Source organism: Rothia koreensis (genome assembly GCF_052232265.1).
In the GTDB taxonomy this organism is placed as follows: Bacteria; Actinomycetota; Actinomycetes; order Actinomycetales; family Micrococcaceae; genus Rothia; species Rothia koreensis.
Genome location: NZ_CP197643.1, coordinates 2,771,238 through 2,785,221, shown reverse-complemented (window position 1 = coordinate 2,785,221; position 13,984 = coordinate 2,771,238). Strand labels below are relative to the sequence as shown.

At 64.6% G+C, this 13,984-nt stretch carries 15 protein-coding genes; 14 read left to right on the top strand and 1 reads right to left on the bottom strand.

The annotated features are described in order from the left end of the window. Positions 1-4: 4 nt before the first annotated feature. The 13 genes from ACTSLZ_RS12410 to ACTSLZ_RS12350 all read left to right on the top strand — a co-directional run bounded on the left by ACTSLZ_RS12410 (position 5) and on the right by ACTSLZ_RS12350 (position 12,211). On the top strand, positions 5-844 hold the full coding sequence (locus tag ACTSLZ_RS12410) for an ABC transporter ATP-binding protein (protein ID WP_443095207.1): 840 nt from the start codon (positions 5-7) through the stop codon (positions 842-844). Further along, positions 841-1,821 (top strand): siderophore-interacting protein, encoded by a 981-nt coding sequence (locus tag ACTSLZ_RS12405; RefSeq protein WP_443095206.1) that lies wholly within the window; start codon positions 841-843, stop codon positions 1,819-1,821. The genes ACTSLZ_RS12410 and ACTSLZ_RS12405 overlap by 4 nt, the downstream gene beginning before the upstream one ends. A 124-nt stretch (positions 1,822-1,945) precedes the next feature. Beyond that, entirely contained in the window at positions 1,946-2,803 is an 858-nt protein-coding gene (locus ACTSLZ_RS12400) for an SGNH/GDSL hydrolase family protein (RefSeq protein ID WP_129314577.1), read from the top strand. A 275-nt stretch (positions 2,804-3,078) separates the two neighbouring features. Beyond that, entirely contained in the window at positions 3,079-3,315 is a 237-nt protein-coding gene (gene rpmB / locus ACTSLZ_RS12395; protein WP_129314578.1) for a 50S ribosomal protein L28, read from the top strand. Between the two features lie 2 nt (positions 3,316-3,317). Further along, positions 3,318-3,488, top strand: a complete 171-nt coding sequence (rpmG, locus tag ACTSLZ_RS12390; RefSeq protein ID WP_030015328.1) for a 50S ribosomal protein L33 — start codon at positions 3,318-3,320, stop codon at positions 3,486-3,488. A 5-nt stretch (positions 3,489-3,493) separates the two neighbouring features. After that, complete coding sequence (gene rpsN / locus ACTSLZ_RS12385; RefSeq protein ID WP_048683817.1) at positions 3,494-3,799, top strand: 30S ribosomal protein S14; 306 nt, start codon at positions 3,494-3,496, stop codon at positions 3,797-3,799. A 68-nt stretch (positions 3,800-3,867) separates the two neighbouring features. After that, positions 3,868-4,152: an HU family DNA-binding protein gene (locus tag ACTSLZ_RS12380; RefSeq protein ID WP_443095205.1), complete on the top strand. Its 285-nt coding sequence runs from the start codon at positions 3,868-3,870 to the stop codon at positions 4,150-4,152. Positions 4,153-4,382: 230 nt separating this feature from the next. Further along, positions 4,383-5,021 (top strand): hypothetical protein, encoded by a 639-nt coding sequence (locus ACTSLZ_RS12375; protein WP_443095204.1) that lies wholly within the window; start codon positions 4,383-4,385, stop codon positions 5,019-5,021. 77 nt (positions 5,022-5,098) lie between these two features. Then, the gene (locus ACTSLZ_RS12370; protein ID WP_129314582.1) at positions 5,099-5,749 is read left to right on the top strand and encodes a copper resistance CopC family protein; all 651 of its coding nucleotides are present in this window, start codon (positions 5,099-5,101) and stop codon (positions 5,747-5,749) included. A gap of 5 nt (positions 5,750-5,754) precedes the next feature. Then, on the top strand, positions 5,755-6,435 hold the full coding sequence (locus ACTSLZ_RS12365) for a copper chaperone PCu(A)C (RefSeq protein ID WP_443095203.1): 681 nt from the start codon (positions 5,755-5,757) through the stop codon (positions 6,433-6,435). Positions 6,436-6,447: 12 nt separating this feature from the next. Next, positions 6,448-7,764 (top strand): Dyp-type peroxidase, encoded by a 1,317-nt coding sequence (locus ACTSLZ_RS12360; RefSeq protein WP_129314584.1) that lies wholly within the window; start codon positions 6,448-6,450, stop codon positions 7,762-7,764. A 74-nt stretch (positions 7,765-7,838) separates the two neighbouring features. After that, positions 7,839-10,109 (top strand): cytochrome c oxidase assembly protein, encoded by a 2,271-nt coding sequence (locus ACTSLZ_RS12355; protein WP_443095202.1) that lies wholly within the window; start codon positions 7,839-7,841, stop codon positions 10,107-10,109. Positions 10,110-10,276: 167 nt separating this feature from the next. Beyond that, positions 10,277-12,211, top strand: coding sequence for an NHL domain-containing thioredoxin family protein (locus tag ACTSLZ_RS12350; RefSeq protein WP_129314586.1), 1,935 nt, complete (start codon positions 10,277-10,279; stop codon positions 12,209-12,211). A 12-nt stretch (positions 12,212-12,223) separates the two neighbouring features. Here ACTSLZ_RS12350 and ACTSLZ_RS12345 read toward each other — a convergent pair whose 3' ends face one another. After that, a complete protein-coding gene (locus tag ACTSLZ_RS12345) occupies positions 12,224-13,216 on the bottom strand; it encodes a hypothetical protein (protein ID WP_443095201.1) in 993 nt (330 codons plus the stop codon). Between the two features lie 58 nt (positions 13,217-13,274). On the opposite strand from ACTSLZ_RS12345, the gene ACTSLZ_RS12340 reads away from it, so the two are divergent. Next, positions 13,275-13,982: a hypothetical protein gene (locus ACTSLZ_RS12340; protein ID WP_129314588.1), complete on the top strand. Its 708-nt coding sequence runs from the start codon at positions 13,275-13,277 to the stop codon at positions 13,980-13,982. Positions 13,983-13,984 lie beyond the last annotated feature (2 nt).

The following is a 13,984-nucleotide window of genomic DNA, read 5'->3' as shown; positions in this document are numbered from 1 at the left end:
CCCCATGACCGCGACCCAGGCTCCCACCATGACCAGTACGTCGAAACCGGCCCAGAGCCTCCGCCTGTGTGCCGAATCCCTGACCCTGAGTTACGGGGGCAGGAACATCGTCGAAAACCTGGACTTCGAGGTTCCCTCGGGGCAGGTGACCGCGATCATCGGCCCCAATGGGTGCGGCAAGTCCACGCTCCTGCGCGGTTTCTCGAGGCTTCTCAAACCTGCGGGCGGTCGAGTCCACCTGGACTCGAAGGACGTCTCCAAATACGGTTCCCGCGATTTCGCCAGGAGGGTCGGCCTTCTGCCTCAGCACCCGATCGCGCCGGACGGCATCACGGTCGCGGATCTGGTGTCTCGCGGGAGATATCCCTATCAGGGAATGTTCTCCAAGGCGTCGCGCGAGGACGACGCCGCCGTCGCCTGGGCGCTCGAAGCGACGCACACCGAGCAACTGGCCGATGTCCCGGTGGCCGAGCTCTCGGGCGGTCAGCGCCAACGCGTCTGGATCGCGATGTCATTGGCCCAGGAAACCGACGTGCTGCTCCTCGACGAGCCGACCACGTACCTGGACCTCGCTCACCAGGTGGACCTGCTGGACTTGGTGGTCCGTCTCAACCGGTCGCGCGGCACGACCATGCTGCTTGTCCTCCACGAACTCAATCTCGCCGCGCGGTGCGCGGATCACCTGGTGGCCATGAAGGACGGGCAGATCAAGATGTCCGGTGCGCCGTCAGAGGTCCTCACCCGAGACAACCTGACGGAGGTTTTCGGGCTCGACGCCGTCGTGTCGCCGGATGCGAGCGGCTCGCCCATCGTCGTCCCGAGTCCAAGGAAGGAAATGTCGTGAGCAAGATTCCCATGGAGCTTTTCCAGGTGGAGGTCACTGCCGCGAAGAAGCTGAGCCGCGACTTCGTGCGAATCAGCCTGGCCTCCGAACAGCTGAGCCGGCTCGCGGCTCCAGCGGGCGACGGCAACGAACAGGTCCTGGATTCGTACATCAAGCTCTTCATCCCGCACCCGGACCGCACGGACCCCGTGGTTCCGGATCTTCACGACGCGTGGCGGAAGGAGTGGTTCGCGGCGTCGCCCGAGGAGCGCGGTGGGTGGATCCGAACCTATACGTTGAGGGATTCGCGTCCCTGGACCTCGGCCGAGGGCAAGAACGGTGTGGAGATCGACGTCGATTTCGTCCTGCATCCCCCCGAGGGCACGGACGAAGAAGGCCAATCGCAGGCCATGGGGCCCGGGGCGTCGTGGGCCTCGTCCGCTCGGGTCGGAGACGGCCTGAGCTTCATCGGCCCGCCCCGGGACGGGCAGCTCTGGGCCATGTGGAAGCCGGAGCAGGCCGATACCGTGATCGTGTGCGCGGACGAGACGGCCGTTCCCGCGGCGATGTCGGTTCTGCGTACGCTGCCCACGGGGTGCAAAGCCCGTTTTCTGTTGGAAGTTCCGGAAGGCAACGGCGATCTGGTCGAGCATGCCGAGCCGCTGCTGGCCCGCGCACGTGAGAACAGCGACGTCGAACTCCATTGGCTGGAGCGGAGAGAGGACGGCGTTCGTGGGGCCTTGACCCTTCAGGCCCTGCGTGAAATCCTTGAGCTCGAGCCCAAGGAGGAGGACGCCGACAGTCCTCTCGGAGTCAGGCTCCCCGCGGAGGAATTCGTGTGGCAGACGGCCGACCACCCCGGAAGCACATACGTCTATCTCGCCGGGGAGGCCTCGGTCGTGCGCGCGGCCCGACGCGTCTGCGCCAACGAAGCCGGAATCCCGAAGTCGAGCATCTCCTTCATGGGCTATTGGAAGGCGGGCCACGCCGAGTCCTGATCCCGGCGACGTCGGTATCGTTCGGATTGCGAAGCATTGCACGCGGGCATAACGTCAATGATGAGGGGCTTTCCGACATGAGGAAAGGTCCGGAAACAACGTAGACCGCATCGTAGGGAGAATCATGTCCGACGCCAGCCGGGAGGGGTCCGAGGACCGCACAGAGAGGGATCCCATCCGGTACGTGGCCGTCGGCGACTCCTTCACCGAAGGCGTGGGCGACGTCGACCCCGACCGTCCCAACGGCGTCCGTGGGTGGGCCGACCGAGTGGCCGAACAGCTCACGCTCCGCTTCCCCCGGACGACGTACGCGAACCTCGCCATCAGGGGACGCACCATGGCGCCGATCCTGGACGAGCAGATCGACGCCGCCCTCGAGCTCGAGCCGACCCTCGTGAGCATATACGCGGGCGGCAATGACATCCTGCGACCCAGCGTGGACATCGACGACATGATGGTCGGCTACGAAGACGCGATCTCGAGGCTGCGTTCCAGCGGCGCGCACGTCCTGACGTTCACCGGATTCGACGCCAAGAACTTCTACGGTGTCTTCAAGGGCACTCGTGGGCGCGCCGCCATCTACAACGAATTGCTCCGGGAGATCGTGGACCGTCATGGGCTGATCCTGGTCGACTACTGGCGTATGAGCAAGGAATTCTCGGACTCCCGGTACTGGGCTCCGGACCGGCTGCACATGAACACCCGCGGGCACAGGAAACTGGCGGGGAAGGTCCTGGAAGCCCTCGAGGTGACGCCGGCGGTGGACCTGGGGCTGGAGCCCCTGCCGAAGATGCGACAGGTCTCGCGCGTCCAGACCACCAGAGCGAACGTCGAATGGGTCCGAGAATTCGCTCTTCCCTGGGTCGGGCGGAGGCTGCGAGGAACGTCGTCGGGGGACTCGATGTCACCCAAATACCCGGAATTGCAGAGCATGACGGTGACCGAATCCGAGCCGGGCGCGGCGTCGGAATCCGGTGATTAAGGCCATGTTCCGCGGGCCGCAGGTTGCGATTGATACGCCGATTCCATAGTATTTAACGCTGTCGTAGTGGTGAGTCCACCTCTCGGCACCGAATAAAGCTTCACCGTTATCCCGCGGCGGGGGCAGGGCCTGAAAATCTCACGCAGGCGCCTGTTCCACACTCTGTCCCGGCGAATAACCCGGTGCTCTAAGTAGGTGACGGAGCGCTCGGAAGGCAGCCCTCGTGGAAGCCACAACTGCGCACCGTCATCGTGTCAACATTTGGAGGAGAAACTATGGCAGCCGTCTGCCAGGTGACCGGAGCTGTTCCCGGCTTTGGACACAGCATTTCGCACTCGCACCGCCGCACCAAGCGTCGGTTCGATCCGAACATTCAGAAGAAGCGCTACTGGGTCCCGTCCCTTCGCCGCAATGTCACGCTGAACGTGTCCGCCAAGGGCATCAAGGTCATCGACAGCCGCGGGATCGACGCCGTCGTAGCCGACATCCTTGCACGCGGGGAGAAGATTTAAGCATGGCATCGAATACCAAGGACGTTCGTCCGATCATCAAGCTCAAGTCCACTGCCGGCACCGGTTACACCTACGTGACCCGCAAGAACCGCCGCAACAACCCGGACCGCCTGGTCATGAAGAAGTACGACCCGGTCGTCCGCAAGCACGTCGATTTCCGAGAGGAGCGCTAAGAGCTATGGCCAAGAAGTCCAAGATCGCTCGTAACGAGCAGCGCAAGGTCATCGTTGAGCGCTACGCGGAAAAGCGTGCCGCCCTCAAGAAGACCCTTGTGGACGAGAATGCAACCCCGGAGGAGCGCGAGGAGGCCCGCCTGGGTCTGCAGAAGCTTCCCCGCAATGCTTCCCCCATCCGTGTCCGTAACCGCGATCAGATCGATGGTCGTCCGCGCGGTACCTTCCAGAAGTTCGGTATCTCCCGCGTCCGCTTCCGCCAGATGGCGCATCGGGGCGAATTGCCGGGAATTACCAAGTCAAGCTGGTAATTTTTCGGGTGTAGGCCGGTATAGTCGGCTGGAGCCAAGAAAATTCAAGTCTCAGGAGGGACACAGATATGGCTAAGAACCGTAGCGAACTCGTTTCCGAGGTTGCCGAGAAGTCGGGCATGAGCCAGGCCGCCGTCAACGGCGTTCTGGATGCTGTTTTCCAGGTTTTCGAATCCTCGGTTTCCAAGGGCGAGAAGATCACCATTCCCGGTTGGTTGTCCGTGGAGCGCACCGATCGTGCAGCACGCACCGGTCGTAACCCCCAGACCGGCGAGACCATCAAGATCCCCGCCGGCCACGGAGTCAAGCTGAGCGCTGGTTCCAAGCTGAAGGCAGCTGTTGCCAAGAAGTAGTCATCCGACTGCAGACGCTTGAAGGCCCCGCATCCCTCATCAGGGATGCGGGGCCTTTCCCTTGGTAAGGCCGGGCCTTTCTCGGGGCGGGGCTTCGTCCGTGTGAGCCGAGTGATTGCGCTGACAGGCGGGTCGGGACGACCAGAACCGTTGGTAGACTGGCCGGGGCGACGCGACCGCGTCGTCCCGGTCGATTGCCTCGCACACGGAAGGCTCAGGGGGTGGACGTTGTGGCTTCTCGCGCCGCGTCGCAGCGTATCCCCCGTCTCGTCCGGGGCTGGTCCCTGGCCACCATCTCCACTTTTTCGGGCGTGGTCTCACACGTTCTCGCGATGGGGCACGTCCCGCCGGCGTCACTCGTCGCCGTGTGCTGGGCGCTGTCCGGCCTGGTGTGCGTACTCCTCTGCGGGGTCAGACGCTCGGCCTTCTCCACGATCCTGAGTGTCGTCTCTTCCCAAGGGATCCTCCACTGGCTCTTCGCGCAGACGGGCCACGGCGTCGTCATGGCGCCTGCCGGCGGCGGAGAGATGTCCGCGCACAGTCACCACATGATGCACGGCACCGGGTCGCTGACCGCGACCGTCAGCGGACACGCGACCGGGATGTCTCCCGCGATGGTGATGACACACCTCGCTGCGGCGTGGCTGACCTACCTCGCGATACGTCGGGGCGACGCCGCACTCGCGGCGCTGTCCCAAGCCATCCGCCTCGGCCTGGAGCGAGTCGTTTCCTCGATTCCCCGGCCGAAGCCGATCGATTCCGTCTCCCGGCCGTTGCCGGTGACTCGTACGGTCCGTGTCCTCGTTCGCAAGGCCTACGCCGGACCGGTGCCTCTGCGCGGTCCGCCTTCTCTTCTCGCTTCCGTCTGAAACCAACCACTCCGGGTCCTGCCGGGGCACTGAGCCCTGCCGTGCCCGGAGCACTCAGCGACACAAGAGAGAAGACCATGGCTATCGCCGAACCCATCAAGAAAAAGACAACAACCCGTGCCGTGGCGCTCCGACGCGCCATGACCATTCCCACCATGATCGCCCTGGCGGTCTTCGCGCTCCTGATGAGCCCGACGGCTGCGCAGGCCCACGACCAGCTCGTGCAGTCCGATCCCGCCCAGGACACCTCGGTCAGCACGGCCCCGGACCACGTGACCCTGACCTTCTCCGGGGACATCACCCACGTCGACAACGGCAACAAGGTCGTTGTCACGGATTCGCACGGCAAGACCGTGAGCAATGGAGAGACAACCGTAGAGGGCAAGGACGTCACCCAGAAGATCTCCTCGGACGCCGAGAACGAGACCTACAAGGTGGCCTGGCGTGTCGTCTCCCAGGACGGCCACCCGATCGAAGGTGTCTACAACTTCACCGTGGGCGACGGAGGCTCCGGAGACCAGGCGAAGCCCAGCAACGAAGCTTCCTCCGACTCGAGCGGTGGCTCCGATTCTTCGGATGCCGCCTCGAGCGACTCGGAGACCAAGGACTCCGGACTTCCCGTGTGGGTGAGCGCCCTCATCGGCGCGGTCATCGCCCTCGGTGTGCTGGCCGTCGTCGCGCTCCTGATTGCACGGGTCCGCGCCAAGAAGAACGACGAAGGGCGGTAGGAACGGTGTCCATCACCAAGAAGACACGAATTCTCCTGGCGCCCGCGATCCTCGCCGCCAGCGCGACCCTGGCCCTCACCGGATGCGGCGGCTCTCAGGACGCCGGCAGCACGAGTTCGGCCTCGACCTCCTCGGAAGCGAAGAATTCCGGGGCCGGGCTGTCCGTCAAGGATCCGTGGGCGAAGGCGGCCGATTCCGGCATGACTGCGGTGTTCGGCACGCTGGAGAACACCTCCGACCATGACGTCACGGTAACCTCCGCGGAGACGAAGGCGGCCGGCAAGACCCAGCTGCACGAAACCGTGACCGACCCGAAGACCGGGGCGTCGTCCATGAAGGAGAAGGAGGACGGGTTCACGATCGGGAAGGGCAAGTCCATCGAGCTCAAGCCCGGGGGCAATCACATCATGCTCATGGACCTGAAGTGCTCCTTGCTGGCCGGCGACAGCATCAAGGTCACCGTGAAGACCGCGGACGGAAAGAGCATGGACATCGATGCCCCGATCCGCGACTACAGCGGCGCGAAGGAGAACTACGACCCGGCGGAAGGATCCGGCTCGTCGGCGGGACAGGACGCGAGCCAGGCTCCGGGCGATCACTCCGGTCACGACATGGGTGAGCATTCCGACCACGACATGGGCGGAATGAGCGAGAGCTCGAGCAAGCTGCCCAGCTGCTCTTCGTAGGGGAGCGAGCCCATGATCGACAGCACGAAGGATCCGGCTCCACGGCGGGGGTTGTGGAGCCGTAGAAATCTGCTCGTCGGCGGGGCGACTGCATCCGTCGGTGCCGCCGCGGGGGCGAGCGTCTCGCTCGCCCGCCGCGGCGGCCACCACGGCTCTTCGGACGCCTCGGACGACTCAGGAAACCCCCAGGCGGCTTCGGGAGGCACCTCGCTTGCGGCCTCGACCGTGGCCTTCCACGGCAAGCGTCAGGCCGGTGTCGCGACTCCGGCTCCTGCATACGGCAACTTCATCGGGCTCCGCCTCAGGGAGGGGACGACGTCGTCGGACATCCGGCGCATGCTTCGGATCCTCACCGACGACGCCGCGTCCCTGACGTCGGGGAAAGGGCCGATCAACGACCAGGAACCCGAGTTGGCGAGCATCTCCGCCAATCTCACGATCACCTTCGGGTTCGGGGAGAAAATCTTCGATCTCGCCAACCCCGGGGCAAAACCGTCCTGGCTCAAACCGCTTCCGGCTTTCGACAAGATCGACAAGTTGACCGACGAATACGGGCCGGCCGACCTTCTTCTGCAGATCTGTTGCGACGACAGAATGACGTTGGCGCACGCCCAGCGCATGCTGCTCAAGGAGATCCGCAGCTTCGGCCGAGTCCACTGGGTCCAGGAAGGTTTTCGCAACGCGGCGGGATCCCTGAAGAAGGGGACCACCATGCGGAACCTCTTCGGTCAGGTCGACGGAACGATCAACCCCAGCACCGAGGACTCGAGCATGGACGACGTCGTCTACGGTTCGGCGGACGGACTGGAGCCTTGGATCGAGGGTGGCACCTCGTTGGTGATCCGGCGAATACACATGAACCTGGACACGTGGGACGAAGTGGACAATCCTGGGCGGGAGGACGCCGTCGGAAGGAAACTTTCCAACGGCGCGCCCCTGACCGGCACGAAGGAGACCGACCCGGTGGACCTGACGGCCAAGACCCCGGTGGGTTTCCCCGTGGTCGCGGATTATGCGCACGTTCGTCGGGCGACGGCCCAAAGCCCGGTCGAACGCATCCTGAGACGGCCGTACAATTATGACCTGCCGGTCTCGAATGCGTCCGGGTTGTCCCAGTCCGGATCATCCGAAGGCGGGGTGAGCCGAACAGGGCTCATTTTCGCTTCCTACCAGGCGGACCCGGTCAAGCAATTCGTGCCCATCCAGCAACGACTGGCCGAACTGGACATGCTCAACACGTGGACCGTCCCCATCGGTTCCGCAGTCTTCGCGATTCCTCCGGGATGCGACCAGAACGGATTCATCGGGGACTTCCTTTTCGAGACGTAGCGCTCGAACGGCCTTGCCCCTTCCCCGGAAGGGGCAAGACAACGACTTCACCCACTTTTCGAACCGAGGATTTGATGACGAGCAGCAAGCCGAAGGCCGGCGGTCGGACGACCGCGCCGAGGCGGGAGGTACCACAGGGACTCGCGAGAGGACTCCATCGCCCGTGGCTGCTCGTGGTGCCGGGCGCGACCCTCGTGTTCCTCGTCGTGTCGCTGGTTCTCTCAGGCACCGCGGCGGGAACGAGCCTGAACGACCCCGGGCCATTCGTGCGGTGGGCTCTGCCCGTCGCGACGTCGATCCACAACATCTCCATGGCAGCGACCATGGGGGCGCTGGTGTTCACGGTGTTCTTCATCCCCCGCTACGCTGCCGACGCGAAGAGCACGGGTCGACGGCGGAGCAGCGGCCGCATGATCGCGGATTCGGAGTATGCCACCAGCGAGGACCTGGCCCACGCCTCGGCGGACGAAGTGCAGGGCATCCGGGACAGAGAAGCGGCCGCGACCGACGAATACCCTCCGTTCGTTGCCGCGCTGAATTTCGGGGCCGTCGCGTCCATGACCTGGACCATTGCAGCAGTTGCGGTGCTGATTCTTTCTTACGCCGACGTCGCCGGGACAGCCGTGAGCAGCGACAAGGCCTTCACGAGTCAGTTGCTCAGCTACATGCAAAGCATCGCGGGCGGCCAGGAACAGACGACGATCATCGTTGTCGCGGCCGTGGTGACCACCTTGATATTCGCGGTGCGGCAATTGCTCGGTCTTCTGCTGACCCTCGGGGTGTCCATGGTCGCGCTCGTGGCTCTCGCCCTCAGCGGCCACTCCTCGGGCGGCGACGATCACATGGGCGCCGTGAACTCGCTCGGCCTTCACCTTTTGGGTGTGAGCCTGTGGTTCGGGGGCCTCGTCGTCCTGGCCTTCCTGTCCCGTCAGCTCTCGGGGCCCGACGCCGGGACGGGGACCGTTCCGCAGAAGAAACGTGGGACTCTCAGCGCACGTGACCGTCGAGCCCCCATGGCCGTGGTCGTGCTCAGGAGATACTCGGCCGTCGCACTGGCCGGATTCGTATTGGTTCTGTTCTCGGGAATCATCAACGCCGACATCCGCATCTACGGCCTCTCCGATCTCGGCACCACGTACGGGGCCCTCATCGTGACCAAGGCGGCGCTCACCCTCCTGTTGGGTATCGCCGGGGCGGCACACCGCCTGTACCTGATTCCGAGGGTCGAGTCGGGCGCGGTGAGTGCCTTCCGCGGCATCTGGCAGGTGATCCTTGCGGAGCTGGTGATCATGGGAACCGTGTCCGGTGTCGCCGTGACACTCTCCAGGAGCGCACCGCCCGTTCCGGAGGAGCTGAAACCGGACGCGTCCCCCGCGCGCATCATCACCTGGTACGAAATGCCGGGTGAACCCACGACGGCCACATGGTTCACCACGTGGCGTTGGGACTGGCTGTGGGTCGCCGTCGCCGTTCTGGCCGTGTGGTTCTACGTGTGGGCCTTCCTCAAAGTCAGGTCCCGTGGCGGCAACTGGAACCCGCTGCGACTGGTCTCGTGGATCGTGGGTCTTGCATTCCTGACCTTCGCGACGTCGGGCTCTCTGCCCGTCTACTCGAGGGTGCTGTTCTCCGCGCACATGGTCGAGCACATGCTGCTGACGATGATCATCCCGATCTTCCTGGTCCTGGGCGCCCCGGTGACCTTGTTCCTGAGGGCACTGGAACCGCGACAGGACGGTACACGCGGGCCGCGCGAATGGATCCTGTGGTTCACGCATTCGACCTGGTCGAAGATCGTGACCAACCCGATCGTTGCGGCCGTGAACTTCGCGGGATCGATCGTGATCTTCTACTTCACCCCGTTGTTCGGGGTCGCCCTGCGATACCACGTGGGTCACGAATTCATGATGGCCCACTTCCTGCTCACCGGGTACATGTTCCTCTTGGTCCTGATCGGAATCGATCCGATCCCGCGTCGTCCGCAGTACGCGATTCGCCTCGTCGTCCTCATCGCGACCCTGGGATACCACGCCTTCGTGGGGATCGCGCTGATGAGCTCCAATGCGCTGTTGCAGGCTTCGTGGTTCGGCAACGTCGGGCGTCCGTGGGGCCTCTCCGCGCTCGCGGACCAGAAGCTCGGCGGATCGATCATGTGGGGCATGGGCGAGATCCCGACCATGCTGATCGCCGTGGTCGTCGGCGTGCAGTGGTCCATTGCCGACGGCCGCCTGGCGAAACGCATCGACCGGCAGGCCGACCGGGATGGCGACGCCGAACTGGAGGCGTACAACGAAATGTTCGAACGCCTCAACGAAGAGGGCACTTCCTCGTCGCGGGACCGTCGCTAGTTTCCGTCCACAATGAACCCCGGTGTGTTCGAATATGACGTTTGCGCACAGGTGAATGACGCGACGACGACACACGGAACATCTCCGTCCCCCCGGTTGTTACTCTTTCCGCAAGCATCCACGCAGTCGGCCCCAGCGGGCCGCGCCCACACAGAAATGAGGACTCGATGGTTGAACGCGCGCCCCGTGTACGCGCCTCGGAGCTGACCGGCCGCAATTGGCTGAACACTGGTGGGAAAGAACTGACGTGGTCCGACCTCCGCGGAAAGATCGTCATCCTCGACTTCTGGTCCTTCTGCTGCATCAACTGCCTCCACGTTCTGGACGAACTGCGTCCGCTCGAGGAAGAGTTCTCGGACATCCTCGTCACGGTGGGAGTCCATTCCCCGAAATTCGAACATGAGGCCGATCCCGAGGCGCTCGCCGCGGCCGTGGATCGTTACGACCTGCGCCACCCGGTCCTGGACGACCCCGAACTGGGCACCTGGCAGGCCTACACCGCGCGAGCATGGCCGACGCTCGTCGTCGTGGACCCGGAGGGCTATGTCGTCGCGCACCTCTCCGGCGAGGGACACGTGCAAGGGCTGGTCTCGCTGGTTCACGAGCTGGCGGAGGAGCACGAGGCCAAGGGCACTCTGCACCGGGGGAGCGGCCCCTATGTTCCGCGGCCCAAACAAGAGGGCGTGCTGTCGTTTCCCGGGAAGATCAATGCTCTCCCGGCCGAGCTGAGGTCGCCGGACGCCGATGACCAGACCTACCTGGTCACGGACACCGGCCGGCACCGCGTGGTCGAGCTCGATTCCTCCCTCGAGAAGGTCCTGCGGGCCTGGGGCGGCAACGACAAAGGCTATGAGGACGGAACCTCGGACGAGGCCCGGTTCAACGAACCGCAGGGCCTCGCGATCGTTCCGGAAAGGCTTCGGGACAGCGTCGGGTACGACGTCCTGGTGGCCGATTCCGTCAATCACCGTCTGCGAGGAATCGAGCTCGGCACCGGCAAGGTCTCGACCGTTGCCGGCAATGGTGTCCAGAGGCTGCTCGACGCGGAGGGCGCTCGCACAGGCGACCCCAACGTCATCGACCCCGCGGCCGACCCCCTGACCGTGTCGCTGTCCTCGCCGTGGGATGTCCTCTGGTCGGATGCCATCGAAGCGTTCGTGGTCGCCATGGCCGGTACCCACCAGATCTTCTCTTTCGACCCCGTGGCGGGAACCGTCCAGGTCCTGGCCGGAACCGGTGCAGAGGGTCTCCTCGACGGTCCCGCCGCCGACGCGTGGTTCGCGCAGTCCTCCGGCCTGGCGCAGGCACCGGACGGAACCGTATGGGTCGCCGATTCCGAGACGTCAGCCGTGCGGAAGATTGCCTTCGACGAGGGCGGACCCACCGTGACCTCTGTCGTGGGACAAGGACTGTTCGACTTCGGCTTCCGCGACGGCTCGTCCGAGGAAGCTCGGTTGCAGCACTGCTTGGGAGTCGCGGTCCTGCCCGACCAGTCAGTGGCCATTGCTGACACCTACAACGGCGCGGTACGCCGATGGGACCCCGTAGCGAAAGAACTGACGACCTTGGCCCGTGACCTCGCGGAACCGTCCGATGTTCTGCTCGAAGACCGCGGAGAAGGCAATGATCCGCTGCTGCTCGTGGTCGAGGCCAACGCGCACCAAGTCGTTCGCCTCCCGATCCCGAAGGAGGCCCAGAGGGTCGACGAAGGAGCGTCTCAGACGCAGCGCCCGCCGTCCTTGCTGGCAGGGGACACTCTCGAGATCGTCTCTCGGTTCTCCGCGCCGACCGGCCAGAAACTGGACGATCGTTGGGGCGATCCCACGCAGCTCAAGGTCTCGGCGACTCCTCCCGAGTTCATCGTCGAGGGATCCGGCGCGCAACAGGGCCTGACACGAACGTTGACGTTGAACCCGGACATCACCGACGCCGTGCTGCACGTGACCGCGCGCGCGGCCGCCTGCGATGGCGAGCCCGGTGGCGAAATCCCCGATCACGCGGCGTGCCACCTCTACCAGCAGGACTGGGGGATACCGGTTCGCGTCACGGGCAACGAAGAGGACGAACACACCATGACTCTGGACCTGCGAGGCGTGAACTGAGCCCGTCCCGGTTCAGTGGGTGTTGACGACGACCTGGTCGCCTTTGACCTGCAACGCGGCGTTCAGCTGGAACGGCACGGTCTTTTTCACGGTGCTGACCTTTCCCGTGTAGAGATCGAGGGACTGGAACTCGATCTGGGCCTTTCCCTTGGGGTTTGTCAGTTTCCAGCGACCCTGCTGGTCCACGGTGGCCGAGGAATCCGGGTACTCGCTGATGCTCCAGCGCACGTCGCCCTGGACGCGCCCGCGGAATTCGTATTCGAAGGGGCATCCCTTCGGATACAAGGTGTTCTGCCGGGCGCATTCGTCGAGCTTTCCGGAGACCTGGGACTTGATGGAGTCCTTGGCGTGTTGGCTGGGCGCTGGCTTCAGCGACAGCGACGGCCTGTTGGTGTCGTCGTGGCCGGGTTCGGGATCCGTCACGGTGGTTGTCGTCTCGGGCGCTGTCACCAGGGACGATGTGTATTCCGCGGTATAGACGCCAGGGTAGAAGACCGCGAAGTCCTGGTCCCCGCCCTGCACCCCAACCTTCTGTCGGTTGACCGTGGCGGTTTCCACCCCGGGCGTCGAAACCTTGACGGTGGGCAACGTGCGCGAATCGATGGACCAGTCCTCCAGGACCCCCGCGTGGACCCCTGTCCGGTGAACGGGGAATTCGGTGCTCGACGTCGCCCCGTTCAGCCTGTACTCGACCGTGACGACCGCGGAATCCTCCGACTCCTGGTGAACGCTGTACCTGAGATGGTCCAGGGTGCGTGTTGCCTCGGACAGCGACCGGCCGTCCAGCATGGCCGCATTCGAATCGGGAACATCGGCGTTCATCAGGTCCATGGCCTTGCCGCCGTCCCCGTTCTGGATGGCCTGCATGTAGCTCCTGACCGGGGCCGTGGGGCCGAACGCGTAATGCGAGATCAGGGCCATGGCGGCCACGGCCAAACCCGCCGTCGCCAGCAGTCCGACGCAGAATGTCGCCAGTGCTCGGTTCACGGGGGAGCGGGGGAACATGGATACCAGCATATAGGGTGTCGGAAGCCACGCAGCAGGCATCGAATAGGCTGGAGTTATGGCAGAAAACGTAAGGGACGTTCCCGCGAAGTACGGTCGGCTCGAGGAAGGGTTCTATCCGCGCATCCATTCCTACGGCCGCAGAATCCTTGCCGTGCTGCCCACCGTCCTGCTGGCCGTGGCGCTGCTCGCGATCCTGTACTTCAAGCGCCCCGCGGCTGCCTTCGTGATCGTGGTGCTGGTCATGGAAGTCGTTGCCGCCACCGCCGTGTACTCGATCCTGAAGCCCGCCGTCGCCGTCATCACCGAAACCCACGTCCTGAGAGGGCGGCTCTTCGGGTGGAAGGCAGTCGCCAGAGCCAGCATCGAGCACACGATATTCGTGGAGAAGCTGAAGCCCAAAGCGGCCCTGTCGGCCGGGGACGGCGCCTGGGCACGACTGAGGTACAGGGGGATCCCCGGCCTCTGGTTCACGGGCCCCCAAGGAAAATCCTTGATGCGTTTTGACGGACGTGTCTGGGACGCCAAGACGCTCCGGACCCTGTCCGGCAAGGTCACACCCCAGACCACCGTGTATTCGTCGATCAATGTCACGGAGCTGGCCGCCAAGCACAAGGGCCTCGTCTCGTGGCACGAATTGCACCCGGCCTTCCGGTCGACCCTGATCGCGGCCATGGGCCTGGTGTTCCTGGCGCTGATTGTGATCCTGGGCGTCTGGCCCGAGGTCTTCGGGGCCAGGGAAGGACTGACCCACGGGGCAGGCTAGAC